Genomic DNA, 24,768 nt, shown 5'->3' on the forward strand with positions numbered 1-24,768 from the left:
ACGCTAGTCGAGCCGGCTGACTGTGGGTAGCCTCCCCGTTCACCTGGTGGGACGGAGGTCAAGCCGCCTCGCCGGCGTGCCGGGCCAGGTACTCGTCGATCGCTCTGCGGATCAGACCGGACCGCCCGCCCTTGTCGTTGCCGGCGAGTTCGTCGAGCTGCCGGACGATCGTCGAGGGAAGCCTGACCCCGGTCACCACCATCGGGACGCTCTCCGGCGCTGGCGTCGGCCCGAGGTCGGGTCCCCGGGTCGCGTCCCGCAGCAACTCGGAGATGTCGCCGCCCCGGTCGAAGTAGGCCACCAACTCGTCGCGGCTCATCGCCCGCGGATCACGGCCAGCGCTCATCGCGTTTCCTCCATCCACTGCTTGACCTCATCGGGGGTGGCCACCCGTACGGCCAGGATTCCGTAGCTGTTGACCTTTCCGAACCGCTCGCAGAGCACCATGATCACCCGGGCGGTGTCGGCCAAGCCGGCGACGGCCAGCAGCAGGCTCCCGATGTGGTTTTCGATCCGCTGCGGTGAGTAGAGCGCCTCGATCGCCTCCCGCTCCGAGACGTCGTGGCGGGCGGCGCTCGCCTTGCCGGCGTCGGTCCAGGCGTACTCACGCTCCATCACGGATGCAGCGTACAACGCGTAAAACGCCGACGGTCAGCGGCGGGCGCGTTTGAGTTCGTGGAACGTCTCCAGGCGCATCAGCGGCAGCATCGAGTCCCAGATCGTCAGCGCGTCGTCGGTGCCGGGGACCTCGGTGATGATCGGGCCGTGGATGCCGCGGCCGGCGTCCGGCACCATCAGCACCGGCGAGCCGATGTCCGGGCCGGCCGAGCCGTACGCCAGCGCGTGCGACTCGTGCACCGCCGCGTCCCAGCGCTCGTCGTCCAGCGCCGCCGCCGCGTCCGTCACCCCGGCCGCGTCCACCGCCGCCGCGACGACCTTCTCGCCGAGCGGATCGCCGGCGTCGTGGCTGCGCGTGCCCAACTCGGTGTAGAAGCGGCCCGCGTCGTCGTGCCGGCCCTGCGCGCGCAGCGCCTCGACCAGCCGCAGCGCCCGACCGGAGGCGGCCGTCGCCTCGGCGAACTCGGGCGGGACCTGCCCGTCGTTGAGGATGGCCAGGCTGAACGCCCGCCACTGCACGCGCAGCCCACGGGCCTCGGCGACGGCGACCAGCCAGCGGGAGGTGCGCCAGGTCCAGGGGCAGACGGGATCGAAGAAGAAGGTGGCGTCCATCAGCACACCCTAGGCACGGTCGCGCCGGCCCGCAGCGCGGCGGCGACCGTCACGTGACCGTGATGTTTCGCGTCGTCGCAGGTCGGGCACGTTCAGCCACACGAAACGCCCGGGGCGTCGGGCGGACGGGCCGGTGCCTCGACCGTCTCGCCGTGCGCCGGGGCACGGGTGGACCTCCCCGGCTCTTCGCCGAAGAGAGGGGGAGGGTGATGGCGACAGACCCCGACAGGGCCGCGCGGCGGCCGGTGAGACGCGCGGCGACGGCGGCCGTCGCGCTGGCGTTGGTGGCCCCGCTGGCCGCCTGCGGGTCCGGCGGCGACGGCGGCACGCCGACGATCAACCTGTACTACCCGCCGGAGCAGAACCTGCAGAAGGTGGTCGACGACTGCAACGCGCAGGCCCAGGGGCGCTACCGGATTTCCTACCGGGTGTTGCCACGTCAGGCCGACGAGCAGCGGGTGCAGATGGTGCGGCGGCTCGCCGCGCAGGACTCCGGCATGGACGTGCTCGGCCTGGACGTGACCTGGACCCAGGAGTTCGCCAGCGCCGAGTGGATCCGGGAGTGGACCGGGCAGGACAAGTCCGAGGCGGAGCAGGGCACGCTCGAAGGGCCGCTGGACACCGCCCGCTACGAGGGCAAGCTCTATGCCGCGCCGAAGAACACGAACGTGCAACTGCTCTGGTACCGCGCCGACCTGGTGTCGCAGCCGCCGAAGACGTGGGACGAGATGATCTCCGCGGCCCAGCAGCTCAAGCAGCAGGGCAAGCCGTACCAGGTGCTCACCATGGGCGCCCAGTACGAGGGCCTGGTGGTCCTCTTCAACACGCTTGCCGAGAGCGCCGGCGGGAAGATCCTCAGCGACGACGGCAAGAAGGCGGTGATGGACGCCGGCACCGTGCGCGCGCTGGAGCAGCTCAAGACGTTCGCCACCGCCGGCGTGACCTCGCCGTCGTTCAGCAACGCGACCGAGGACCCGGTGCGGCTGGAGTTCCAGTCCGGCGGCGGCGCGTTCCAGGTGAACTGGCCGTTCGTCTATCCGGCCATGCAGGAGGCCAACCCCGAGCTGGCCAAGGACGTGAAGTGGGCGCGGGTGCCCGGCATCGAGCCGAACACCCCGAGCAAGGTCACCATCGGCGGGATCAACCTGGCGGTCAGCACCTACTCGAAGCACCCGACCGAGTCGTTCGAGGCCGCCCGGTGCATCCGCGACGCCGAGCACCAGAAGTTCTCCGCGGTCAACGACGGCGTGCCGCCGACCATCGAGTCGGTCTACGACGACCCGGAGATGACCGACGCGTACCCGATGAAGGAAACCATCCTGGCGGAGCTGAAGGAGCCGGCGGTGCGCCCGTTGACCCCGGCCTACCAGAGCATCTCCACGGTGATGTCGGCGATCCTGTCGCCGCCGTCCGGGATCGATCCCGAGCAGACCGCGGACGAGTTGCGCGGGGCGATCGCCGACGCGCTGGAGTCGAAGGGTGTCCTGCCATGAGCGTGAGGAGCGAGCCGGTTCTGCGAGCCCCGCAGTCGCGAAGGAAGGTGACGCCATGAGCGTGAACGCGACTCCGGCCGGCGCGGAGGCCGCCGCCGAGGCGGAGGAGTCGACCGGCAGGCACGCCGCGGTGCCCACCCAGCGGGCCCGGCGCGGCGCCACCGCCCCGCTGAGCGACAACAAGCGCGCCGAGCGCCGGCTCGGCTGGCTGCTCTGCGCGCCGGCCGCACTGGTCATGGTGCTGGTCACCGCGTACCCGATCCTGTACTCGGTCTGGCTCTCGCTGCAACGGTTCGACCTGCGGTTCCCGGACGAGCGGCAGTTCGTCGGGCTGGACAACTACGTCACCGTGCTGAGCAACCAGTTCTGGTGGACCGCGTTCGGGGTGACCATGCTGATCACGGTGGTCACCGTCGCGGTCGAGCTGGCACTCGGCATGGGCCTCGCGCTGATCATGCACCGCACGCTGGTCGGCCGGGGCATCGTCCGCACCGCGGCGCTGATCCCGTACGGCATCGTCACCGTGGTCGCGGCGTTCTCCTGGCGGTACGCCTGGACACCCGGCACCGGCTACCTGGCGAACCTGTTCGACGGCAGCGCGCCGCTCACCGAACGGGCCAGCTCACTGGCGATCATCATGCTGGCGGAGATCTGGAAGACCACCCCGTTCATGGCGCTGCTGCTGATGGCCGGGCTGGCGCTGGTGCCGGAGGACCTGCTGAAGGCGGCCTCCACCGACGGCGCGACGGCGTGGCAGCGGTTCACCAAGGTGATGCTGCCGGTGATGAAGCCGGCGATCCTGGTCGCGCTGCTGTTCCGCACGCTCGACGCGTTCCGGGTCTTCGACAACATCTTCGTGCTCACCAACGGCGGCAACGAGACGTCGTCGGTGTCGATGCTGGCCTACAACAACCTGATCCGGGGGCTGAACCTCGGCATCGGCTCCACGATGTCCGTGCTGATCTTCATCACCGTGGCGATCATCGCCTTCGTCTTCGTGAAACTGTTCGGCACCGCTGCCCCCGGCAGCGACGATGGGGAGAGGCGCTGACATGGCCGTGGAAACCACCACGCGGGCGAAGCTGCGCTGGGGCGTGCTGGACGTCGTGGTCGTCGTCTTCGCGCTCGTGCCGGTGCTCTGGATCGCCTCGCTGTCGTTCAAGACCACGGGCACGCTCACCGACGGCAACTTCTGGCCGCGGGAGTGGACGCTCGACAACTATCGGACGATCTTCGATACGGACCAGTTCGTCCGGGCCCTGGTCAACTCGATCGGCATCGCGCTGATCGCCACCGCGATCGCGGTGGTGCTCGGCACGATGGCCGCGTACGCGATCTCCCGGCTGGACTTCCCCGGCAAGAAGCTGCTGGTCGGGGTCTCCCTGCTGATCGCGATGTTCCCGCAGGTGTCGCTGGTGTCGCCGCTGTTCGAGATCGAGCGGCAACTCGGCCTCTTCGACACCTGGCCCGGCCTGATCCTGCCGTACATCACGTTCGCGCTGCCGTTGGCGATCTACACGCTGTCGGCGTTCTTCAAGCAGATCCCGTGGGACCTGGAGAAGGCGGCGAAGATGGACGGCGCCACCCAGGGCCAGGCGTTCCGGCGGGTGATCGCCCCGCTGGCCGCGCCGGGCGTGTTCACCACGGCCATCCTGGTCTTCATCTTCTGCTGGAACGACTTCCTGTTCGCGATCACGCTCACCTCGACCGAGCGGTCCCGCACGGTCCCGGTGGCGCTGCAGTTCTTCACCGGCGAGTCGCAGTTCGAGGACCCGACCGGGGCGATCTGCGCCGCCGCGGTGGTGATCACCGTACCGATCATCCTGTTCGTGCTCTTCTTCCAGCGCCGCATCGTCTCCGGCCTGACCTCCGGCGCAGTCAAGGGATAGGTGGTAACAGTGGCTGACATCGTGCTGGACAAGGTGAGCAAGCGGTTCCCGGACGGGACCACCGCGGTGCAGGACGTCGACCTGGAGATCGCCGACGGCGAGTTCGTCATCCTGGTCGGCCCGTCGGGCTGCGGGAAGTCCACCACCCTCAACATGATCGCCGGGCTGGAGGACATCAGCTCCGGTGAGCTGCGCATCGCGGGGGAGCGGGTGAACGACAAGGCGCCCCGGGACCGGGACATCGCCATGGTCTTCCAGTCCTACGCGCTCTACCCGAACATGACCGTGCGCGAGAACATGGCGTTCCCGCTGCGGTTGGCGAAGATGGACAAGGAGACCATCGACCAGAAGGTCGACGAGGCCGCCAAGGTGCTCGAGCTGACCGCGCTGCTGGACCGCAAGCCGGCCAACCTCTCCGGCGGACAGCGGCAGCGGGTGGCGATGGGGCGGGCGATCGTCCGCCAGCCCAAGGCGTTCCTGATGGACGAGCCGCTGTCCAACCTGGACGCGAAGCTGCGGGTGCAGATGCGCACTGTGGTGTCCCGGCTGCAGAAGCAGCTCGGCACCACCACCGTCTACGTCACCCACGACCAGACCGAGGCCATGACGCTCGGCGACCGGGTGGTCATCATGCGCGGCGGCGCGGTGCAGCAGGTCGGCCCGCCGCAGGAGCTGTACGACCACCCGCGCAACCTCTTCGTCGCCGGGTTCATCGGCTCGCCGTCGATGAACTTCCTGCACGCCGCGGTGGCGGACGGGCGGCTGCGGACCGCGCTGGGCGACGTGCCGATCGGCGAGCGGATCCGCCGCGACCTGGAGGCCGGCGACGCGCCCCGGGAGCTGATCCTCGGCGTCCGGCCGGAGCACTTCGAGGACGCCGCGCTGATCGACGACGAGACCCGCCGCCGGGGCGTGGAGTTCGAGGCGCCGGTCGACATCGTCGAGTCGATGGGCTCGGACAAATACGTCTACTTCACCGTCGAGGGAGAGCGGGCCACCGCCGCGGAGCTGGAGGAGTTGGCCGCCGACGCGGGCGCCGCCCACTTCGCCGGCGCCGGCTCCAACCTGGTCACCCGCCTGTCGGCGGAGTCGCCGGCGCGCGAGGGTGAGACCCGCCGGGTGTGGTTCAACCTGGAGAAGATCCATCTGTTCGACCCGGGCAGCGGGCGCAACCTGACCCTGCACGAGGGGCGGTCGGCCGGCGCGCTCGCCGACTGAGCGCGCTCACCCGCGAGGGCCGGTGGCGTTCCCGTCACCGGCCCTCGCGCCGTGCCTCCCGCGCGGCGGGGGGTCACCAGGAGTGCCGCAGCTCCCGCCCGAGGAAGCGGGCGTAACCGGCCAGGGCCGCGTCGACCCGGGCGCGCAGCGCGGCGTCGAACGGCACGAGCTGCCGCACCGTCACGGTCACCGCGTTCGCCCCGAGCGTCCGCTTCCAGGTGCCGACCACCCGACCGCCCCGGACCACGGTGGCCTGGAAGATCCCGTTGTTGCCGGGCACCACGGCCGCGGCGTGCGCCGGGTCGAGCATCAGCGCGCGGTCCTTGAAGCCGAGCAGGTATTCGTCGAAGCCGGGCAGCGTGTGCAGGTCGTCGACCGGGGCGCGGGGCGCGTCCAGCAGCGCGGCGTCCACCACGGCCGGCTCGCCGTCCACCTCGACCGGGGCGAGCAGGTCGCCGGCGAGCGTGAGCGCCCGGGTCGCGTCGGTGACGGTCAGGCCGCTCCAGCGGGCCAGCTCGTGCCGGGTCACCGGGCCGTGGCCGCGTACGTAGCGGTGGGCCAGCAACGCCAGCGCCTCGTCGCGCTCCGGGCGGCGCGGGGCCGGCGCCCACTCGTCGAGCAACACGAACGACTGCTCGTTGCCCAGGTGCGGGGCGATGCAGGTGATGCCGCGCTGGCTGGCATACCAGAGCAGGTGGTAGCCGCGCTGCCCGTCGGTGTCCAGCCCGGCGGTGCGCAGTGCGGCCAGGCACTCGGCGCGGGTGAGTCGGCCGCCGCCGCTCAGTGCCGCGCCGAGCACGTCCCCGGCGAGGTCGCCGTCGGCGAGGGTGAGCCCGAGCTGTCGCCACCGGGCCGTCAACCCGCCGAGCGTGCGCACGCCGGTCACGGCCAGCATCCAGTGCGCGTCCCGCGCGGGCACGAGGTGCACCGTGCCCCGCATCGGCCAGGTGCGCAACGCCTCCCGCCGTTCCAGCGCCGCGCCGACGTCGTCGCGGGTCAGGCCCGGCAGGCGTACGCCGAGCGACCACAACCCGCTCGCCGCGTCCTGCGCCTGCATGGCGCCGAACCACTCGACCACGTCGGACACGCGGCGGGGCCGGACGGCCGGGTGCGGGCGCAGCAGCAGGCCGGTCATCCGTAGCGCGAGCGCCTCGGCGCGGCTGAGGCGTACGGTCACGGCGGCCTCCCGTCGGCAGGTGGACGGCCAGCACAGGCGGGGGCGCCGACAGCGCCGGGCGGGCCGGGAACGGGCCCCTGATCGCGCTACGCCGGCGGCGCTGCCGACGGAGCGCGATCCTCCGTTCAGGTTCCCGGCGCGGGGCGGCGTACGGCCGGCGCCGGTGTGAACAGGATCCCCGGCGGGTGTGGCCGCAAGCGCGCTTCCCCGCCGAACTTGCGCAAATCTTGAGCGGCGTTTGACACGGCAAGTAACGGGTAGTCGCCGGAGCTTACCCCGATTCGAGGAGGAGAACGTCTGATGGATGGCCAGGTCAAGGTCGCGGTGATCTATTACAGCGCGACCGGCATCACCTACCAGATGGCGCGGTCGGCGGTCGAGGCGGCGGAGGAGGCCGGCGCCGAGGTCCGCCTGCGTAAGGTACGTGAGCTGGCGCCCGACGAGGCGATCCGCTCCAACTCGGGCTGGCAGGCGCACCGGCTGGAGACCCAGGACGTGATGGAGGCCGAGCCGGACGACCTGTCCTGGGCCGACGTGGTGATCATGGGCTCGCCCACCCGGTACGGCATGGTCGCCGCGCAACTCAAGCAGTTCATCGACACGACCGGCCCGCTCTGGGCCAACGGCGCGCTGGCCGACAAGGTCTACACCGGCTTCACCTCCACCGCGACCGCGCACGGCGGCCAGGAGGCGACGCTGCTGTCCCTCTACACGGTCTTCTACCACTGGGGCGGCGTCGTGTTGACGCCCGGCTACACCGACCCCAGCCAGTTCGTCGCCGGCAACCCGTACGGCGCGTCGCACACCAGCAACAACGGCGAGGTCGCCCCGGACCACGTCGCGCTGGCCGCCACCGCGCTCACCGCCAAGCGGGCCGTGCTGATGGGCGCCGCGCTGAAGCGGGGCATGGCCGGCTGACCGCCGGCGCAACGGGCGACCGGTGACCCGGGCGGGGGCTCTCGAACCCGTCCGGACCACCGGTCACATTCGGCCTACCCCCGATCCGCCGTGGCATGCCCGCGCAGCGCCGTCCGGTCCAGCAGGTGCCCGAGCAGGTCGGCCAGGATCGCCGTGCCGTCCCGGCTGAGCACCGACTCCGGGTGGAACCGCACCCCGGCGAAGCCCGCGCCGCGCAGCGCGTGCATCGCGCCGTCGCCGGGCCACCAACAGGGCAGATGCGCGGGCATGGCGATCAGTGCACGGGAGCGGCGGTGCCGGGAACCCGATCAGCGTCGCCGCCCGCGCCGGGTAGGTTGACCGGCGATGGACATTCTCGCTCTGGACCTGGGCACCTCCTCGGCACGCGGGCTGGTGCTGGACGCGGACGCGGTGCCGCGCCCGGGCGCGCTGGCCCGCCGCAAGGTGCACCTGGCCACCGGCGACGACGGCACCGGCACGCTGGACGGCCCCGGCTACCTGGCGTGCCTCGTCGAGTGCCTGGACGAGCTGGCCGCGGGCGGGCACCTGGGGCAGGTCGGATTGGTGGCGACGTCCGCGCAGTGGCACTCCGTGCTGCCGCTGGCCGCCGACGGCACCCCGTCGGGGCCGGTGCTGACCTGGCTGGACACCCGGCCGGCGCCGGCCCGCGGCCCGGCCGGCCCGGCCGATCCGGACGACTACCACCGGCGCACCGGCACCTGGTGGCACCGCTGCTACTGGTCAATGCGGCTGCCCTGGCTGGCCGAGCGCGGCGGCGACTCGGCCGCCCGGTTCGCCGGCCTGGCCGAGTACGCGCTCGGCGCGCTGCTCGACGACGCGCCGATGTCGGTCTCGCTGGCCTCCGGGACCGGGCTGCTCGACCTGCGCCGCCTCGACTGGGACGCGGAGGCGTGCGCGCTGGCCGGGGTGCGCCCGCGGGAACTGCCGCGGCTGGCCCCGCCGGGCTGGCACGGCCGGTTGAACCCGGAGCACGCGCGGCGCTGGCCGCAGTTGGCCGGCGCGCGCTGGAGCGCGCCGGTCGGCGACGGCGCCGCGTCCAACGTGGGATCCGGCTGCGTCGACGAGTCCCGGGCCGCGGTCACCGTCGGCACCTCCGCAGCGGTCCGCATGATCCAGGCCGTGCCGGCCGGGGCGGAGCTGCCGCCGCTGCCGGACCAGCTCTGGCGCTACCGGATCGACCACGACCACGTGGTCACCGGGGCGGCGTACTCCAGCGGCGGGAACCTGTTCGCCTGGGCCGACCGCGAGCTGCGGCTGCCGGCGGGCGCGGAGCTGGAGGCCGCGCTGCGCCGCGCCGGGACCGGCGCGACGGCGCGGGCCGATCCCCGCTTCGGCGGGGACCGACCCCCGGGCACCGCTCCGGCCGGCTCGGGCGAGCTGCGCGGATTGAGCTTCGGGACCACCGCCGTCGACCTCCTGGTCGGACTGATGGGCGGGCTGTGCCGGCTCGTCGCCGACGACCTGGCGCTGCTGGAGGCCGGCGTCGGGGACCCGATGGAGGTGGTGCTCGGCGGCGGGGCGATGGCCGCCTCCCCGTGGTGGCGCTCGGCCTTCGTCGACGCGCTCGTCCCGCGTACGGTGCGATGGCAGCGCAACCCGGAGATCGGGGCGACCGGCGCCGCGCTGGTGGCTCTGGGCCGGATCCGGCAGGCGGCCGACGTCGGCGGCGTCGGCCGGCCGGATGCCGACGCCGGGCCGGCGGCGTAACCGCTGACCGTCCTGCTCATGCCGTCCGGGCGGGCGTTGACAGCGCCCGCCGGCCTGGTTGGATGGAGCCCGCTCCCCGGCGCGGTGGAGCGGACCGAGGAGGCAAGTGTGCGCGCAGGTCCCGACCCGGCCCGCGGCGCGGCCCCGCCGCCGCACCGCCGGCGCTCCGGGTTCCGGCTGCGGGACTGGCGGATGGGCACCAAGCTCGCCACCGTGCTCGTGATCCCCTCGCTGGCGTTCCTGGTCCTGGCCGGCGTGCAGACCCGGGGCCTGGTCGGGCAGACCACCACGCTGAGCGACTTCGCCGAGCAGGTCGGCATCGGCCGGCAGATCACCGCCGTGGTCGACCGGCTCCAGCAGGAGCGGGACCGTAGCGCCGGCGAGCTGGCCGCGCTGCGCCGGTCCGGCTCCGGCGCCGACCGGGACGCCGCGGTCGCCGCGCTGCGGCCGTTGCAGGAGGCGACCGACCGGGCGGTGGACGAGCTGCGCGCGGCGGCCGAACCGCTGGCCGACGCCGACGCCGCCTGGCGGGTCTCCTACGCGGAGGCGCTGGAGGCGTACGACCAGGTGGTGAACATCCGGGCCGCGGTGCCGCCCGCGGTGCTCTCCGCCGACACCGTGCTCAGCAACTACCACCGCGCGGTCGCGGCGCAGCTCAACCTGCTGGCCGAACCGTCGCCCGGCGACGGCCGGCGGGCGCTGACCGAGGCGGTGCTGCGCTACGTGCAACTGGCCCGGGTCAAGGAGTTGTCCTCCCGGATCCGCGCCGAGCTGTACGCGGCGGCCCGTGCCGGCCGCTACGAGCCGGACGACCAGGTGACGCTGAGCGACCTGCGGGCCCAGCAGCTCACCGCGCTGGGCGCGTTCCGGGTGGCGGCGACCGCCGAGCAGGTGCGCCGGTACGACCGCACCTCGGTGGACCCGGCCTTCGTCACGGCCACCCGGCTGGAGGAACGGACCCTGCCCACCGGCGGGGCGGAACCGGCGTTGCCGTCCGCGCCGCAGTGGTGGGCGGCCACCGAGCAGCGGCAGGAGCTGTTCCGCCAGCTCGAGGGCGAGATCCTCGACGACGCGGTGCGGCGGGCCGACGACGCGAGCGCGCGGCAGCTGCGGGAGACGCTGCTGGTCGCCGGCGGAATCGTCGCGGTTCTCCTGGTGGCCGTGCTCATCTCGCTGCTGGTCGGCCGGTCGGTGGCCCGCGCCATGCGCCAACTGCGCGGCCAGGCGCTGCGCATCGCGCAGGTGGAGCTGCCGATGACGCTCCAGCGGCTGCGGGCGGTGGACCGGCCGGTGGGCGCGATCGACGTCCCGCCGGCGGTGGTCGACTCGCAGGACGAGATCGGTGAGCTGGCGGAGGCGTTCGTGGCGGTGCACCGCAGCGCCGTGGACGTCGCGGTCGAGCAGGCGATGATGCGCCGCAACGTCAACTCGATGTTCGTCAACCTGGCCCGGCGCAGCCAGGTGTTGGTCGAGCGGCAACTGGAGCTGCTCGACGACCTGGAGCGTGAGGAGAGCGACCCGGACCAGCTGGAGAACCTGTTCAAGCTCGACCACCTCGCCGCCCGGATGCGCCGCAACGACGAGAGCCTGCTGGTCCTCGCCGGCACGGAGTCCACCCGGCGGTGGAACCGCCCGGTGGGGCTGGGGGCGGTGCTGCTCGCGGCGAGCGCGGAGATCGAGCAGTACCAGCGGGTGCGCCACGAGAACCGCTCCGACCTGTACCTGGTCGGGCACGCCGTCGGCGACCTGGTGCACCTGTTCGCGGAGCTGCTGGAGAACGCCACCACGTTCTCCCGGCCGGACACGGTGGTGCGGGTGGTGGTCGCGGCGGACGGTCCCGGCGCGTTGGTGGAGATCGTCGACCGGGGGCTCGGGATGAGCCCCGCCGCGTTGGCCGAGGCGAACGCGGTGCTGGCCGAGCCGCCGGCGGCGGACGTGGGCGCCTCCGAGCGGATGGGTCTGTTCGTGGTGAGCCACCTGGGTTCGCGCAACGGCGTCCGGGTGCAGTTGCTTCCCGGCCGGGAGGGTCTGGTCACCCGGGTCCGGATCCCGGCCGACCTGCTGGCCGAGACGCCCCCGCCGGGGTTGGACCCGCCGGTGCCGGCGCGGATGCTCGCCGGTCAGGTCGCCGCGGCGTCGCGGGCGCTCGGTACGGCCACCGCCGAGTTGCCGGTGGCCGGCCGCCACCCGGCACCGCCGCGGCCTGGTCCGCCGCCGCCGTCGGGTCCGCCGGCACTTCCGGTCTCGCCGCTGACCGGCCGTCCGCTCGGTGACGCGGCGGAGCCGCCGTCCCCGCCGCCCGCCGCCGCGCCGGACGCGGTGCCGCGCCCCCGACCGGTGCCCGGCCGGGCCGAGGACGTGCTCGCTCCGGCCGCCGGTGCGGCGGCGGGCGGCGGCTGGTTCTCTCGGCAGGGACCGACGTCGTCGGTGCTCGGTGTGACGCCGGCGCCGGCACGGACGCCGGTGACCGGGGGGACCAACGATCGCGGGCTGCCGGTGCGGGTGCCGATGGCCCAGCTCGCCGCGGTGTCGTCGGCCGAGCGGTCGGACCGTGCGGGGGTGCGGCACGAGCCGGACCCGGAGGCGGTCGGCGGTATGCTTTCCCGCTTCTACGGCGGGGTACGACGGGCCGAGGCCGAGGAGACGACCGAGATGTACCTGCCGCGCGACGAAGGGGGACGACGACAGTGACGACGTTGAGCCAGGAGGCACGCGACCTGAGCTGGCTGGTGAACGCGTTCGCCGAGCGGGTGCCCGGGGTGGCGCACGCCGTGGTGGTGTCGTCCGACGGCCTGCTGGTGGCGATCTCCGCGCACCTGCCGCGCGACCACGCGGACAAGCTCGCCGCGGTGACCTCGGGCCTGATGAGCATCACCGCGGGCGCGGCCCAGATGTTCGACGGCGACATCGTCAAGCAGACAGTGGTCGAGATGGGCCGGGGCTACTTCCTGGTGATGCAGATCCGCGACGGCTCGATCCTGGCGACGCTGGCCGGCGCGGACGCGGACATCGGCGTGGTCGGCTACGAGATGGCCCGGCTGGCCAAGCAGGCCGGCGAGATGCTCACCCCGGCGCTGCGGGCCGAACTCCAGCAGGCGCTGCCGCGCTGAGCTTCGGGTCAGGCGCCGACGAGCACCCGGCCGGCGCCGCCGCCGGCCGGGCCGTGCCCGTCTAGAGTCCGTTGCGGCGGATCACCTCGCGGTACCAGTGGGCGCTGCGCTTGAACACCCGGCGCTGGGTCGGGTAGTCCACGTAGATCAGGCCCCAGCGCTGCTCGTACCCCTCGTTCCACTCGAAGTTGTCCAGCAGCGACCAGACGTGGTAGCTCTCCAGCGGCACGCCGTCGCCGATGGCCCGGTGCGCGGCGGTGAAGTGGTCGCGCAGGAAGGCGACCCGGCCGGCGTCGTCGACGGTGCCGTCCGGTCCGGGTGCGTCGGGGCAGGGCAGGCCGTTCTCGGTGACAGTGATCGGCACCGGGCCGTAGTCACGGGTGACCCGGGTCAGCGTGTCGTACATGCCCTGGGGGTAGATCTGCTGCCAGTCCGCCTCCGACGTGGGCCACCGGCGGACCGTGCCACCGCTGCCGGTGACGTAGATCGGGGTGTAGTACTGCACCGCGAGCAGGTCCACCGGGCTTGAGATGATCTTCAGATCGCCGTCCCGGACGCCCCGGGCCATCCGGCTGTCCGGGCCCAGGTCGTCGAGCACGTCCTGCGGGTACGCGCCCTTGAAGATCGAGTCGAGGTAGAGGCGGTTCTCGTAGCCGTCGTGGAGCCTGGTCGCGGCGGCGGCCTCGGCGCTGTCGTCCGCCGGGTAGCAGGGGTGCAGGTTGAGCGCCGGACCGACCCGCCCGGGCACGCCGGAGGCGCGCAGCGCCTGCACGGCGAGGCCGTGGGCGAGCTGGAGGTGGTGGGCCACCAGGTACGCGGCGGCCTCGTCCTGGTGCCCGGGAGCGTGGTGGCCGGTGAGGTAGCCGTTCTGCACCACGGTCTTCGGCTCGTTGACGGTGAGCCACACCGGCACCTGCTCGCCGAGGCCGTGGAACACCGCGTCGGCGTAGTCGGCGAAGCGCTCGGCGGTGTCGCGGTTCTCCCAACCGCCGTCGTCCTGCAACGCCTGGGGGAGGTCCCAGTGGAACAGGGTGACCATCGGCGCGATGTCCCGTTCGTGCAGCCCGTCCACGACCCGGCGGTAGAAGTCGAGGCCACGCTGGTTCGGGCGGCCGGAGCCGTCGGCCTGGATGCGGGGCCAGGAGATGGAGAAGCGGTAGCTGCGCAGTCCCAGCTCGCGCATCAGGTCGAGGTCCTGCGCGTAGCGGTGGTAGTGGTCGGCCGCGACGTCGCCGGTGTCGCCGTTGCGGGTGCGTCCGGGCGTGCGGCTGAAGGTGTCCCAGACGGATTCGCCCCGCCCGTCCTCCTTGGCGGCCCCCTCGATCTGGTAGGCCGAGGTCGCCGCGCCCCAGCCGAATCCGGGCGGGAACCGCAGCCCACCGTCGGGCGCCGTGTCGGTGTCGCGCTCGGGCGGGGAGTCGCAGCCGCCGAGGGCGGTGGCGGAGGCGGCGAGCCCGGCCGCGGTGGCGCCGGCGAGCCCGGTCCGGGCCGCGCCGGCGGCGGTCGCGGACAGGGCCGCGCGGCGGAGCAGGCGCCGTCGGGTGAGTAACGACATGGAGGTTCTCCTCGAAGTGACGGGCCGCCCGGGGGCCGGGAGCGCTCCCAGCATAGGCCGGAGGCGGCCGGCCTCGATTCCGGCGGTCGCGGCGCGGGCGCGGCGCGGCCGGCGGGCGGCCGGAGTGGGGGTGGGCGGGTGTCGCTCGGGGGGCGGGGGCGAGCGGCGAGGATGGGGCAGATAGCGCGAAAGGCCGTCCGGGTGGCGTGTCACGCCTGTCCCGTCGGCCTCTTTTGCCGTCGACAACGGGGGTTTAGTGTGGGGACGGGGGAGGGCAACCCCCGTCCCCACCGAGATGCACACACACACGACCTGGAATTGGCGTCCGTCGTGCGTGTCGCGCGGGAGCCGGGCCACGCGAGTGGCTCTGGTTCCACCTCCCTCCATCTGGCGGGTGATGGCCGGCGGCGGCGTCCGGGCTGGTATCGCCGTCGGCCATGGGGCCGATCCGCCGGGCACGGGTGTCCCCGGCGATTCAGTACTTACATCTCCGTCGATGGAAGCGCTCCCATCGGCGATGCTGCGACTGTAACCCCCGTCACGGGTTTGTGAAAGCCCCTAAACGAGATCGAAACATGGACGTGGGTATCTGCCCTGGACATTGTGGTGGGAGCGCTTCCATGGCAGACTCTCGACACGCGACGCGGAGCCAGCTCGCGCGAGCGCGGGCCGCCGAGGGCACCCGGTGACAACCGGTGCGGCGCCCGATCCCCGGCACGGCCGGGACGACCACCTTTCCGGACGCCTCCGTCCCCCCGCGTACGTCCGACGGCGCGTGGAGGCGCCCCGCCGGGACCCCGGTCCCGGCCCGGTCCGAGGAGACACCGCCCACATGAGACTCATGGCCAGACGTCGCCGCACGGCGATGCTCGCCGCCACCGCCCTCGCCATCGGCGGGGTGGCCCTGCCGGCGACCGCCGCGCAGGCCGCCCCGGCCTGCGACGTGACCTACGCGACAAACGACTGGAGCGGCGGCTTCACCGCCAGCGTCACCATCAAGAACCTGGGTGACGCGCTGAACAACTGGTCGCTGAAGTTCGCGTTCCCCAACAGCAGCCAGCGCGTGACCCAGGGCTGGTCGGCCAAGTGGAGCCAGTCCGGCAGCGAGGTGACCGCGACCAACGAGTCGTGGAACGGCAGCCTGCCCACCGGCGCGTCCACCAACATCGGCTTCAACGGCTCGTTCAGCGGCAGCAACCCGAAGCCGTCCGCGTTCACGCTCAACGGGGTCGCCTGCAACGGCGCCTCCACCAACCAGCCGCCGACGGTGTCCCTCGGCGTGCCGGCCGGTCCGTTCACCGCCCCGGCGGACGTCCCGCTGACCGCGACCGCCAGCGACCCCGACGGCACCATCAGCAAGGTCGAGTTCTACCGCAACGGGCTGCTGGTCAACACCGACACCACCGCGCCCTACGGCTACGACCTGCTGGGCCTTCCCGCCGGCAGCTACACCGTGCAGGCCAAGGCGTACGACAACGCCGGCGGCACCGCGACGGTGGAGGAGGCGTTCACGGTGACCGCGGCCACCGGGCCGAAGCTGCTCGCCAACCCGTCAGCGGTGAGCGTCGACGAGGGCGGCAGCGCCACGGTCCGCTACACGCTCAGCGCGGCGCCCAGCGGCAACGTCCCGGTGACCCTCGCCGTCACCGGTGACACCGACATCACCGTCTCGCCGGCCACGCTGACGCTCACCCCGAGCAACTGGAGCACCGGCGTCACCGCCACCGTCGCCGCGGCCGAGGACGCGGACACCGTCGGCGGCACCGCCACCGTGACGGCGTCGGCCACCGGGTACGCCCCGGTCTCGGTGGTCGCCACCGAGGTCGACAACGACAGCCCGGGCGGCGACAACGCCTACATCAAGAAGTTCCTCGACCAATACGGCAAGATCAAGAACTCGGGCTACTTCAGCCCCGAGGGCGTGCCGTACCACTCGATCGAGACGCTGATCGTCGAGGCGCCGGACCACGGGCACGAGACCACGTCGGAGGCGTTCAGCTTCTGGATCTGGCTGGAGGCCCAGTACGGCCGGGTCACCCACAACTGGAGCCCGTTCAACAACGCGTGGACCGTGACGGAGAAGTACATCATCCCGAGCCACGCCGACCAGCCCACGGCGGGCGCGCCGGGCACCCCGCAGTACGCGGCGGAGCACAACCTGCCCAGCCAGTACCCGTCCGCGCTGGAGGCCAGCGTCCCGGTCGGCCAGGACCCGCTGCGCTCGGAGCTGCAGTCCACCTACGGCACCGGTGACATCTACGGCATGCACTGGCTGATGGACGTCGACAACACCTACGGCTTCGGCCGGTGCGGCGACGGCACCACCAAGCCCGCCTACATCAACACGTTCCAGCGGGGCACCCAGGAGTCGGTGTGGGAGACCGTGCCGCAGCCGTCCTGCGACACGTTCAAGCATGGCGGCCAGTACGGCTACCTCGACCTGTTCGTCAAGGAGTCCAACGCCCCGGCCAAGCAGTGGAAGTACACCAACGCGCCGGACGCCGACGCGCGTGCCGTGCAGGCCGCGTACTGGGCCCTGACCTGGGCCAAGGCGCAGGGCAAGGAGGCCGACGTGGCGGCCACCGTGGCCAAGGCCGCCAAGATGGGCGACTACCTGCGTTACGCGCTGTTCGACAAGTACTTCAAGAAGATCGGCAACTGCGTCGGGGCGTCCGCGTGCCCGGCCGGCAGCGGCCGTGACTCGGCGCACTACCTGCTCTCCTGGTACTACGCCTGGGGCGGCGCGTACGACACGTCGCAGAACTGGTCGTGGCGGATCGGCTCCAGCCACAGCCACTTCGGCTACCAGAACCCGTTCGCGGCCTGGGCGATGACCAACGTCGCGGAGCTGAAGCCGAAGTCGCCGACCGCGGTCTCCGACTGGCAGAAGAGCATGGACCGGCAGCTGGAGTTCTACACCTGGCTCCAGTCCGCCGAGGGCGGCATCGCCGGCGGCGCCACCAACAGCTGGGACGGCAACTACGGCACCCCGCCGGCCGGCACCGCCACCTTCTACGGCATGTTCTACGACGTCGACCCGGTCTACAACGACCCGCCGTCGAACCAGTGGTTCGGCATGCAGGCCTGGTCGATGCAGCGCATCGCCGAGCTCTACCTGCAGACCGGTAACGCCAAGGCCAAGGCGCTGCTGGACAAGTGGGTGCCGTGGGCCATCGCCAACACCACCACCGGCGCCAACTGGTCGATCCCGTCGGACATGAAGTGGACGGGCCAGCCGGCCAACTGGAACCCGAGCAGCCCGCAGCCGAACACCAACCTGCACGTCGAGGTGACGGTCAAGGGTCAGGACGTCGGCGTCGCCGCCGCCTACGCCCGCACCCTCATCGCGTACGCGGCCAAGTCCGGCAACACCGCGGCGAAGAACACCGCCAAGGGCCTGCTGGACGCGCTGTCGGCAGCCGCCGACAGCAAGGGCGTGTCGATGCCGGAGAAGCGCGGCGACTACAAGCGCTTCGACGACGTCTACAACGCCGCCGACGGTCAGGGCCTCTACGTGCCGCCGGGCTGGACCGGGAAGATGCCCAACGGCGACACCATCGCCGCCGGCAAGAGCTTCCTGGACATCCGTTCCTTCTACAAGAACGACCCGGACTGGCCGAAGGTGCAGGCGTACCTGGACGGCGGCGCGGAGCCGGTCTTCAACTACCACCGGTTCTGGGCGCAGGCGGACGTCGCCATGGCGTACGCCGACTACGGCACCTACTTCCCGCAGGGATGAGGTGACGACTCCTCCGTGGGCGGGAGATGACCCGCCCACGGAGGACGCCCACCCGGCCGATGGGGGAACGGAGCGGCCGGGTCGGCGGACGGCCTGACGCCCACGGTCAGGCCGGGTGGGCCGGCCGTCCGGCCGACGCAGCGGACGGACCGGCCCACCACCCCGCCCGGGGACGACCCATGGCGCGAAAAGGCACCGAAAATTCAACGCTCCACGGGATCACATCCGTGGCGCCGACGGAGTAACGTATTTGACGGAGAGGCCGCTCCCCCCGTGGCGGCCTCTCCACTATTGTTCCCGGGCCACTGCCTCTTCCCGGGCCACTGCCTCTTCCCGGGCCACTGCCGGCGTCGGCGCGCCGCCCGGGCCGGACGCCCCCGCCGGGTGCCGCAGCCCCGGATGCCCGGCCGGCAACGACCGACGGATCACCACCCAGCTCACCGCCAGCGCCGCCGCGATCAGCGGCCAGGTCAGGGCCGCCCGCGTCACCGCCAGCGCGACCACCTGCCCGTCGAGCCAGAGCGGCACGAGCACCGCCACCCGCAGCACGTAGGACGCCGTCCACACCCAGCTCGCCCGGCCGTACGCCCGCAGCAGCGCCGGGTCGCGCCGCCACCGCCCCCGCTGCCCGAGCGCCAACCCGACCACCACGCCGAGCAGCGGCCAGCGCACCACGACGCTTACCGCCCAGGCCAGCGCGCTGGCCGCGTTGGCGGCGATCTGCAACAGGAAGAAGTCGCCGGCCCGGCCGGTGCGCAACGCGATCAGCGCGGCCAGGCAGACCGCGAGCAACCCGACCAGCACCGAGCGGGGACGGTCGCCACGCCGCCAGCGCCACCCGGCCACCGCCGTGCCGGTCACCACCGCGGCGGCCACCGCGGCGGCCAGCCCGCCGAGCGCCCAACCGAGCCCGAACGCCAGCGGGGGCAGCGTGGCGTCCACCGCTCCCCGCCGGCCGCCGAGCAGGTCGGCCAGCGACTCCGGCCGGGCCTCGGCCGACCGCTGCGGATCCGGCCCACCGCTCACCTGCCACCTCCTCGACGACGCCCGACTCAACCTACGCCGGAACCCTGGCGCTCCGGCGCGCGCCGGAGCGGGTCGACCGCTAAGTTGTCCGGGTGCGGGAGACGGCGAGGGGTTGGACGGCGGTCTGGTTGGTCGTACTGGCCTTGCTCCAGACGGCCGCGTTCCTGGTGTTGTGGCGGCTCGCCGTGCACACCGGGCTGGGTCAGTGGCTGGACACGGTCGCGTTGACCGGCAACGAGATCGGGCAGGAGCGGGTCGACGGGCCGGTGGACACCATCCTCAACGCCATGTCGGCGGTGTCGCTGCTGGCCGCCACCGCCGTGATCGGTTTCATCGCGCTGATCCGGGGTCGCAAGGCGCTCGCCGTCACCGCGACGTTGCTGATCGCCGGCGCGAACGCGAGCACCCAGTTGCTCAAACACTTCCTGGTCCGCCCGGACTTCGGCATCGACCCGGAACGGGCCGCCGCCGGCAACAGCCTGCCCAGCGGCCACACCACGGTGGCCGCCTCGGTGGCGGTCGCGCTGATCCTGGTGCTGCCCCGGCAGCTACGGGTGGCCGGCGCGTTCATCGGCGCCGGTTACGCCGCCGCCGCCGGCGTGGCCACGCTCTCCGCCGGTTGGCACCGGCCCAGCGACGCGGTCGCCGCGTACCTGCTGGTCGGCGCGTGGGCCGCGGTGGCGGGGCTGGTGCTGCTGGTCTTTCAACGGGAGCGGGCCGTGGTGGAGCCGGGCGACGCGCACCGGCTGGCCGCCGCCGTGCTCGGCGTCGGCGGCGCGCTGGCCCTGCTGGTCTCCGCGCTGGCGCTGTCCTGGCTGGTCGACCGTTCCACGACCGCCGTCGAGGAGCTCGGCCGCCGACCGCTGTTCGTCGGGTACGCGGGCAGCGCGACAGGCATCGTCGGCACGATCGCCGTGGTGACCGCGCTGGTCCTCGCCGTGGTGCACCGGCTGGTGCCCCGCTGGAAGGGTTGAGGGAGCGCCGATGGAGCCGGTACGAGCGGCGTTCCGCGCCGAGTGCGGGCGGCTGGAACGGGTGCTGCGCGGCCTGGACGCTCCGGCCCTGGACCGGCCGACGCCGTGCCCGCCGTGGCGGGTGCGGGACCTGCTGGCGCACGTGTGCACCGGGGCCGGCCGGCTGGTCGCGATGCTCGCCGAGCCCGCGCCGCCCCGGCCCGAGGTGACCGCGCCCGACTACTTCGGCGCCGCCAAGTTCGCGCCCGCGGTCGACCGGGAGCGGATCGACGGGGCGCGGGCGGCGGCGCGCGAGCATCCGGGTCCGGCGGAGGTGGCGCGCGAGTTCGGGCGGGCCTGGCGGGCCACCGACGCGGCGGTCGCGGCCGAGCCGCCGGGGCGGGTGGTGCGCACCCGACACGGCGACGCGATGACGCTTACCGAGTTCCTGCGTACCCGGGTGGTGGAGGTCGCGGTGCACGGCCTGGACCTGGCCGACGCGCTGGACCGGTCGCCCTGGACGAGCCCGGCCGCGGTCGCGGTGGTGGTCGACGTGCTGACCGCCGGTCGGCCGGTGCCGGACGGGCTCGGTTGGGACGCGCTCACCGTGCTGCGCAAGGCCACCGGTCGGTTGCCGTTGACCGGCGCGGAACGCACGGCGCTGGCGGCGGCCGGCGTCCGCCGGCTCGCCTTCGGCGGCTGAGCCGGGTCAGCCCGCCGCGCCGCGACGCAGGTGGTCCAGCACGATCGGGTCGATCCGCCCGGGCACGAAGCGTTCCTCCAAATTCTCCAGGCCCGACCAGGCGGCGAGCGCGTCGTCCAGCCCGGCCGGCCCGACCGGGTGCCCGGCGGCGGCGAGCAGCTCCGCCACCTCGACGGCGAGCGGGCCGGTGAGGTCGCGCAGGGTGGCCGGGTCGGGACGGCCGAAGATCATGGTGTGCAGACCGAGCAGCCGCCGCAGTTCGGCGACCGGGTCGGGATGGTCGTCCACGCGCAGGTCGACCAGTTCGTCGCCGGTGCCGGCGTATCCGCCGTGCCGCTGCACCACCAGCAGCGCGGCGCTCTGCCGGCCGCGCCGGTCGCCGCCGGCCCGGTCGCCGGCGGCCAGCGCGGCCAGCATCCGCTGCGGGAACGGCAGGTCGGTGCCGGTGAGCCAGGCGTCGCGCAGCGCGTCGATCACCTGGGGGCCGTCCAGGATGTTGCCCTGCGCGGCCCACCCGTCGCCGGCCTGCCCACCGGCCCAGGGATGGCAGCGCGGGCCGGTCCAGGTGGCGCCGGCGCCGGCGGCCCCGACCACCGCGAGCTGCCGGTCGTCGCGCCCGGGGTCGGCGGCGACCAGGCCGGCCACCGCGTCGGCGGCGGTCACGCCGGTACGCAGCATGGCCAGCGCCTGCGCCCGGTAGGCGAGGTTGGCGTGGGCCTGGGTGGCGACCGCACCGATGCGTGCCTCGGCGGCCGGAACCAGCGCCCCGGCGGCGAGGAACCGGCTGGCCACGGCCACACCGTGCAGGTGCCCGTCGGCGGAGCGGGCGACGAGCGAGAAGGTCACGCGCGGATCGTAGCCCGGCGCTCGCCGCCGACGGCAGGCCGACCCGGCCAGCGGCGCGAGGCGGACCAGCAGCGGCGCCGACAGCAGCAGCACGGCGACCGCCACGAGTCGGGACGGGGAGACGCGGCCGAACACCTCGTACTCGAACCGGGCCCGGCCGGCCAGGAACAGCGCCGGCCCGCCCACCACCATGGCCAGCCACGGCAGCTCGTTGTGCCCGGTCGGGTGCTCGATGGTCAGCTCGTAGCCGATCGCGGCGGCCACCACGCCGACCACCATCACCAGATGGGTGTCGGCGGCGGAACGGCCGATGCTGGCCGGATGGCGGGCCCCGGTCACCGCCTCGCCGAGGATCTGCCCGGCCCGCTGCACATAGATCCGCCACAGCAGCACGGACGTGGCCAGCGCGGCCGCGAACGCGCCGGTGGCCGCCGCGCCGACCGGCGTCCCGACGAAGGTCAGGCCGGCGACCAGGATCGTCTCCCCGAGCGCGACGAGGTAGAACTGCTGGTACCGCTCGGCCAGGTGACCACCGTGGATGTCCCACCGGGAGATCGTCGAGCGACCGAGTCCCGGCACCGGCCAGCCGAAGCGGTTGCCGAGATGCTCCATCAGCAGCGCCGCGCCCCAGAGCACCACCCGGGCGTCGGTGGGCAGCACCGCGCCGAGCAGCCAGAGCACCCCCGCCACGCAGTAGGTGATCAACATGCGTAGCTTCAACCGGCGGTACTGCAACCTGCGCAGCACGACCAGCAGGATCGCCGAGCGGGCGACGTGCGCCACCACGTACGCGATGGCGAACGCCATCCCCGTCGAGCCGAAGGCGCGGGGGATCGCCACCCCCATCACCATCGCCGACACCAACGCGGTGACCACGATGATCTGCAACCACAGGTGGTACGGGTCGTAACGGCTGGTGGTCCACGCGGTGCCCTGCCAGAGCATCCAGAGCGCGATCAGCAACAGCAGGGTCTTGCCGCCGCCGGTCACCGCCGACCACGTGTCCCGGCCGGCCTCCATGGTCAGGTCCTCGAAGGCGCGGGCCGAGATCCGGGTCAGCGCGAAGACGTAGACCAGGTCGAAGAAGAGTTCCAGGAAGGTGGCCCGCGCTCCGTCGCCGTCGTCCGGGCGCAGCGCGGCGGGCTCGGCGATCCTCACCCGGAAGTCGTAACACTCTTTCCGGTCATAGCGCCGCGGATCGCGCGTATCGCCTCCGATCTTGCTCCGGGCCGTTCCGGCGGGCACGATCGATCGGGTGACGAACCGATGGGGCATGACCGTTCCGCTGGGCGGCATCACACTCGCCGACCACGCCGCCGTCTACGCCGCCCTGAACGAGGCCGGGTTCACCGACGTCTGGTCGTCGGAGGTGGCCGGGACCGACGCGTTCACCCCGCTCGCGCTCGCCGCCGCCTGGCAGCCCCGGCTGCGGCTCGGCACCGCGATCACCCCGGTCTTCACCCGAGGGCCGGGGTTGCTGGCGATGAGCGCCGCCGCGCTGGCCGAAGCCGCGCCGGGCCGCTTCGCGCTGGGTGTCGGCGCGTCCTCGCCGGTGCTGGTGCGGGACTGGAACGCGGTGCCGTTCGACGAGCCCTACCGGCGCACCCGTGACGTGTTGCGCTTCCTGCGCGCCGCGCTGCGCGGCGAGACCGTCGACGGGGCGTACGACACGTTCACGGTGCGGCGGTTCACGCTGGAACGCCCGCCGGCGGTCCCCCCACCGGTGCTGCTCGCCGCACTGCGCCCCGGCATGCTGCGGCTCGCCGCCGCGGAGGCGGACGGCGTGATCCTCAACTGGCTGGCCGCCACCGACGTGCCGACCGCGCTCGCTGAGCTGGGCGAGCGCCGCCCCGGCTTCGAGGTCGCCGCCCGGATCTTCGTCTGCCCCACCGAGGACGCCGGTTACGCCCGTGCCCTGGGCCGTCGGCTGATCACCAGCTACCTCACCGTGCCCGCCTACGCCGCCTTCCACCGCTGGCTGGGCCGGCAGGACAGCCTGGCAGAGATGTGGCGGGCGTGGGAGGCGGGGGACCGGCGTGGCGCCGCCGCCGCGGTGCCCGACGACGTGGTGGACGCGCTGGTGCTGCACGGCCCGCCCGAGCGGTGCGCGGCCGAGGCCCGCCGGTACGCCGCCAACGGCGTCGACGTGCCGGTGCTGGCGGTGCTGCCCACCCCGGAGACGACCGAGGGCGGCGCGGCGGCCTGGCTCGACCTGCTGCCCCGGCTCGCCGGCGGCGCCGGTGAGGTGCGCTGAGATGAACCTGACCGATCGGGTGGCCGTGATCACCGGCGGGGGCGGCGGCATCGGCGCGGCGTTGGGCCGCCGGTTCGCCGCCGAGGGCGCCGCCGCCGTGGTGCTGGCCGACCTGGCCGCCGACGCGGCCCGCGCGGCGGCCGACGCGATCGGCCCGGTCGCCACCGGCGTCGGGTTGGACGTCACCGACGAGGCGGCGGTCCGCGCACTCGTCGACGAGACCGAGCGCCGCCACGGCCGGGTCGACCTGTTCTGCGCCAACGCCGGGGTGTCCACCGGCGGCGGCCTCGACGCGCCGGACGCCGACTGGGAGCGGGCCTGGCGGGTCAACGTGCTCGGTCACCTGCACGGCGTGCGGGCGGCGCTGCCGGGGATGTTGCGCCGGGGGCAGGGGCACCTGCTGCTCACCTGCTCGGCGGCGGGCCTGCTGACCGCGGTCGGCGACGCCCCGTACACCGCCACCAAGCACGCGGCGGTCGGCCTCGCCGAGTGGGTGGCGATCACCTACCGGGACGCCGGCGTCCGGGTCAGCGCGCTCTGCCCGCAGGGCGTGGACACCCCGATGCTCGCCGACGGCCTGGCCGAGGGGCACCTGGGTGCCCGGGTGATCGCCGCCTCCGGCGCGATCCTCACCCCGGACCAGGTCGCCGACGCGGTCATCGCCGGGCTGGCCGAGGAGCGGTTCCTCATCCTGCCGCACACCGAGGTGGCCGACTACGCCCGCCGCCGCGCCGAGGACCCGGACGGCTGGCAGGCCGGCCTGCGTAAGCTCGTCCGCAGGTTGCGCGCCGCCGACCGCTGAGCGGCGGCATCCCGCCGGATCCCGCACCGCTGGCGCGGCACGGCTCTCTGACCGCCCGGCGTCCCGCACCCCGCCGGCCCGTCCCGGACGCCGCGCCGGGGACTCTCCTTCCGGGGTCCCGTGTTCG

21 protein-coding genes and 1 pseudogene are annotated in these 24,768 nt (G+C 73.4%); 13 read left to right on the forward strand and 9 right to left on the reverse strand.

Annotated elements, in window-relative coordinates; translation table 11 throughout:
* Positions 1 to 58 precede the first annotated feature (58 nt).
* From AB0H28_RS04145 to AB0H28_RS04155, 3 genes are read right to left on the reverse strand one after another with little or no spacing between them, the layout of a single operon-like run.
* Positions 59 to 346: a ribbon-helix-helix domain-containing protein gene (locus AB0H28_RS04145; RefSeq protein WP_358033948.1), complete on the reverse strand. Its 288-nt coding sequence runs from the start codon at positions 344 to 346 to the stop codon at positions 59 to 61.
* Positions 343 to 618: a hypothetical protein gene (locus AB0H28_RS04150; RefSeq protein WP_358033951.1), complete on the reverse strand. Its 276-nt coding sequence runs from the start codon at positions 616 to 618 to the stop codon at positions 343 to 345. Before AB0H28_RS04150 ends, AB0H28_RS04145 begins: the two co-directional genes overlap by 4 nt.
* A 33-nt stretch (positions 619 to 651) precedes the next feature.
* A complete protein-coding gene (locus AB0H28_RS04155; protein ID WP_358033954.1) occupies positions 652 to 1,230 on the reverse strand; it encodes a DsbA family protein in 579 nt (192 codons plus the stop codon).
* A gap of 209 nt (positions 1,231 to 1,439) precedes the next feature.
* Between AB0H28_RS04155 and AB0H28_RS04160 the strand changes: the two genes are divergently transcribed.
* The 4 genes from AB0H28_RS04160 to ugpC are packed head-to-tail and all read left to right on the forward strand — an operon-like array spanning position 1,440 to position 5,830.
* A complete protein-coding gene (locus AB0H28_RS04160) occupies positions 1,440 to 2,723 on the forward strand; it encodes an ABC transporter substrate-binding protein (protein ID WP_358033957.1) in 1,284 nt (427 codons plus the stop codon).
* Between the two features lie 55 nt (positions 2,724 to 2,778).
* Positions 2,779 to 3,774 carry a sugar ABC transporter permease gene (locus AB0H28_RS04165; protein WP_358033959.1) on the forward strand — a complete coding sequence of 332 codons (996 nt, stop codon included), beginning with the start codon at positions 2,779 to 2,781 and terminating at the stop codon, positions 3,772 to 3,774.
* Position 3,775: 1 nt separating this feature from the next.
* Complete coding sequence (locus AB0H28_RS04170) at positions 3,776 to 4,612, forward strand: carbohydrate ABC transporter permease (protein ID WP_358033963.1); 837 nt, start codon at positions 3,776 to 3,778, stop codon at positions 4,610 to 4,612.
* A 9-nt stretch (positions 4,613 to 4,621) separates the two neighbouring features.
* Positions 4,622 to 5,830, forward strand: a complete 1,209-nt coding sequence (gene ugpC, locus AB0H28_RS04175; RefSeq protein WP_358033966.1) for a sn-glycerol-3-phosphate ABC transporter ATP-binding protein UgpC — start codon at positions 4,622 to 4,624, stop codon at positions 5,828 to 5,830.
* 73 nt (positions 5,831 to 5,903) lie between these two features.
* On the opposite strand, the gene AB0H28_RS04180 is transcribed toward ugpC, so the two are convergent.
* Positions 5,904 to 7,007, reverse strand: a complete 1,104-nt coding sequence (locus AB0H28_RS04180) for a winged helix DNA-binding domain-containing protein (protein ID WP_358033969.1) — start codon at positions 7,005 to 7,007, stop codon at positions 5,904 to 5,906.
* A gap of 300 nt (positions 7,008 to 7,307) precedes the next feature.
* Here AB0H28_RS04180 and wrbA point away from each other — a divergent pair, with 300 nt between their 5' ends.
* On the forward strand, positions 7,308 to 7,925 hold the full coding sequence (gene wrbA / locus AB0H28_RS04185; RefSeq protein WP_358033972.1) for an NAD(P)H:quinone oxidoreductase: 618 nt from the start codon (positions 7,308 to 7,310) through the stop codon (positions 7,923 to 7,925).
* 74 nt (positions 7,926 to 7,999) lie between these two features.
* Here the strand turns inward: wrbA and AB0H28_RS04190 are convergent, their stop codons facing one another.
* Positions 8,000 to 8,194: a hypothetical protein gene (locus AB0H28_RS04190; protein ID WP_358035170.1), complete on the reverse strand. Its 195-nt coding sequence runs from the start codon at positions 8,192 to 8,194 to the stop codon at positions 8,000 to 8,002.
* 76 nt (positions 8,195 to 8,270) lie between these two features.
* Between AB0H28_RS04190 and AB0H28_RS04195 the strand changes: the two genes are divergently transcribed.
* The 3 genes from AB0H28_RS04195 (at position 8,271) to AB0H28_RS04205 (ending at position 12,763) form a co-directional block, all read left to right on the forward strand.
* The gene (locus AB0H28_RS04195) at positions 8,271 to 9,653 is read left to right on the forward strand and encodes an FGGY family carbohydrate kinase (RefSeq protein ID WP_358033975.1); all 1,383 of its coding nucleotides are present in this window, start codon (positions 8,271 to 8,273) and stop codon (positions 9,651 to 9,653) included.
* A gap of 108 nt (positions 9,654 to 9,761) precedes the next feature.
* Positions 9,762 to 12,344 carry a nitrate- and nitrite sensing domain-containing protein gene (locus AB0H28_RS04200; protein WP_358033979.1) on the forward strand — a complete coding sequence of 861 codons (2,583 nt, stop codon included), beginning with the start codon at positions 9,762 to 9,764 and terminating at the stop codon, positions 12,342 to 12,344.
* Between the two features lie 5 nt (positions 12,345 to 12,349).
* The gene (locus AB0H28_RS04205; protein ID WP_218012428.1) at positions 12,350 to 12,763 is read left to right on the forward strand and encodes a roadblock/LC7 domain-containing protein; all 414 of its coding nucleotides are present in this window, start codon (positions 12,350 to 12,352) and stop codon (positions 12,761 to 12,763) included.
* Positions 12,764 to 12,824: 61 nt separating this feature from the next.
* Here the strand turns inward: AB0H28_RS04205 and AB0H28_RS04210 are convergent, their stop codons facing one another.
* Entirely contained in the window at positions 12,825 to 14,318 is a 1,494-nt protein-coding gene (locus tag AB0H28_RS04210) for a GH1 family beta-glucosidase (protein ID WP_358033982.1), read from the reverse strand.
* Between the two features lie 841 nt (positions 14,319 to 15,159).
* Between AB0H28_RS04210 and AB0H28_RS04215 the strand changes: the two genes are divergently transcribed.
* On the forward strand, positions 15,160 to 18,057 hold the full coding sequence (locus tag AB0H28_RS04215) for a glycoside hydrolase family 48 protein (RefSeq protein ID WP_358035132.1): 2,898 nt from the start codon (positions 15,160 to 15,162) through the stop codon (positions 18,055 to 18,057).
* A 288-nt stretch (positions 18,058 to 18,345) separates the two neighbouring features.
* Here AB0H28_RS04215 and AB0H28_RS04220 read toward each other — a convergent pair whose 3' ends face one another.
* Positions 18,346 to 19,083, reverse strand: a complete 738-nt coding sequence (locus AB0H28_RS04220; protein WP_358033985.1) for a DUF3159 domain-containing protein — start codon at positions 19,081 to 19,083, stop codon at positions 18,346 to 18,348.
* Between the two features lie 92 nt (positions 19,084 to 19,175).
* Between AB0H28_RS04220 and AB0H28_RS04225 the strand changes: the two genes are divergently transcribed.
* Positions 19,176 to 20,057 carry a phosphatase PAP2 family protein gene (locus AB0H28_RS04225; RefSeq protein ID WP_358033987.1) on the forward strand — a complete coding sequence of 294 codons (882 nt, stop codon included), beginning with the start codon at positions 19,176 to 19,178 and terminating at the stop codon, positions 20,055 to 20,057.
* A gap of 10 nt (positions 20,058 to 20,067) precedes the next feature.
* Entirely contained in the window at positions 20,068 to 20,739 is a 672-nt protein-coding gene (locus AB0H28_RS04230) for a maleylpyruvate isomerase N-terminal domain-containing protein (RefSeq protein ID WP_358033990.1), read from the forward strand.
* 6 nt (positions 20,740 to 20,745) lie between these two features.
* Here the strand turns inward: AB0H28_RS04230 and AB0H28_RS04235 are convergent, their stop codons facing one another.
* Both AB0H28_RS04235 and AB0H28_RS04240 read right to left on the reverse strand, forming a co-directional pair.
* Positions 20,746 to 21,585, reverse strand: coding sequence for a DUF1028 domain-containing protein (locus AB0H28_RS04235; protein ID WP_358035135.1), 840 nt, complete (start codon positions 21,583 to 21,585; stop codon positions 20,746 to 20,748).
* Positions 21,586 to 21,633: 48 nt separating this feature from the next.
* Positions 21,634 to 22,881, reverse strand: a pseudogene (locus AB0H28_RS04240) (low temperature requirement protein A); the annotation flags it as partial.
* On the opposite strand from AB0H28_RS04240, the gene AB0H28_RS04245 reads away from it, so the two are divergent.
* Together AB0H28_RS04245 and AB0H28_RS04250 are read left to right on the forward strand one after the other, a co-directional pair.
* Positions 22,859 to 23,839, forward strand: coding sequence for an LLM class F420-dependent oxidoreductase (locus AB0H28_RS04245; protein ID WP_358033993.1), 981 nt, complete (start codon positions 22,859 to 22,861; stop codon positions 23,837 to 23,839). The pseudogene AB0H28_RS04240 and the gene AB0H28_RS04245 overlap by 23 nt on opposite strands.
* A gap of 1 nt (position 23,840) precedes the next feature.
* Positions 23,841 to 24,641, forward strand: coding sequence for an SDR family oxidoreductase (locus AB0H28_RS04250; protein WP_358033996.1), 801 nt, complete (start codon positions 23,841 to 23,843; stop codon positions 24,639 to 24,641).
* Positions 24,642 to 24,768: the final 127 nt, after the last annotated feature.

The organism is Micromonospora sp. NPDC050980, assembly GCF_040653835.1.
Taxonomy (GTDB): Bacteria; Actinomycetota; Actinomycetes; order Mycobacteriales; family Micromonosporaceae; genus Micromonospora.

Bases quoted from the DNA above. Each gene is read 5' to 3' on its own strand.
- AB0H28_RS04145 (WP_358033948.1), bottom strand. From the start codon at position 346: ATGAGCGCTGGCCGTGATCCGCGGGCGATGAGCCGCGACGAGTTGGTG.
- AB0H28_RS04155 (WP_358033954.1), bottom strand. From the start codon at position 1,230: ATGGACGCCACCTTCTTCTTCGATCCCGTCTGCCCCTGGACCTGGCGC.
- AB0H28_RS04160 (WP_358033957.1), top strand. From the start codon at position 1,440: ATGGCGACAGACCCCGACAGGGCCGCGCGGCGGCCGGTGAGACGCGCG.
- AB0H28_RS04165 (WP_358033959.1), top strand. From the start codon at position 2,779: ATGAGCGTGAACGCGACTCCGGCCGGCGCGGAGGCCGCCGCCGAGGCG.
- AB0H28_RS04170 (WP_358033963.1), top strand. From the start codon at position 3,776: ATGGCCGTGGAAACCACCACGCGGGCGAAGCTGCGCTGGGGCGTGCTG.
- wrbA (WP_358033972.1), top strand. From the start codon at position 7,308: ATGGATGGCCAGGTCAAGGTCGCGGTGATCTATTACAGCGCGACCGGC.
- AB0H28_RS04190 (WP_358035170.1), bottom strand. From the start codon at position 8,194: ATGCCCGCGCATCTGCCCTGTTGGTGGCCCGGCGACGGCGCGATGCAC.
- AB0H28_RS04195 (WP_358033975.1), top strand. From the start codon at position 8,271: ATGGACATTCTCGCTCTGGACCTGGGCACCTCCTCGGCACGCGGGCTG.
- AB0H28_RS04210 (WP_358033982.1), bottom strand. From the start codon at position 14,318: ATGTCGTTACTCACCCGACGGCGCCTGCTCCGCCGCGCGGCCCTGTCC.
- AB0H28_RS04215 (WP_358035132.1), top strand. From the start codon at position 15,160: ATGGCCAGACGTCGCCGCACGGCGATGCTCGCCGCCACCGCCCTCGCC.
- AB0H28_RS04230 (WP_358033990.1), top strand. From the start codon at position 20,068: ATGGAGCCGGTACGAGCGGCGTTCCGCGCCGAGTGCGGGCGGCTGGAA.
- AB0H28_RS04245 (WP_358033993.1), top strand. From the start codon at position 22,859: ATGACCGTTCCGCTGGGCGGCATCACACTCGCCGACCACGCCGCCGTC.
- AB0H28_RS04250 (WP_358033996.1), top strand. From the start codon at position 23,841: ATGAACCTGACCGATCGGGTGGCCGTGATCACCGGCGGGGGCGGCGGC.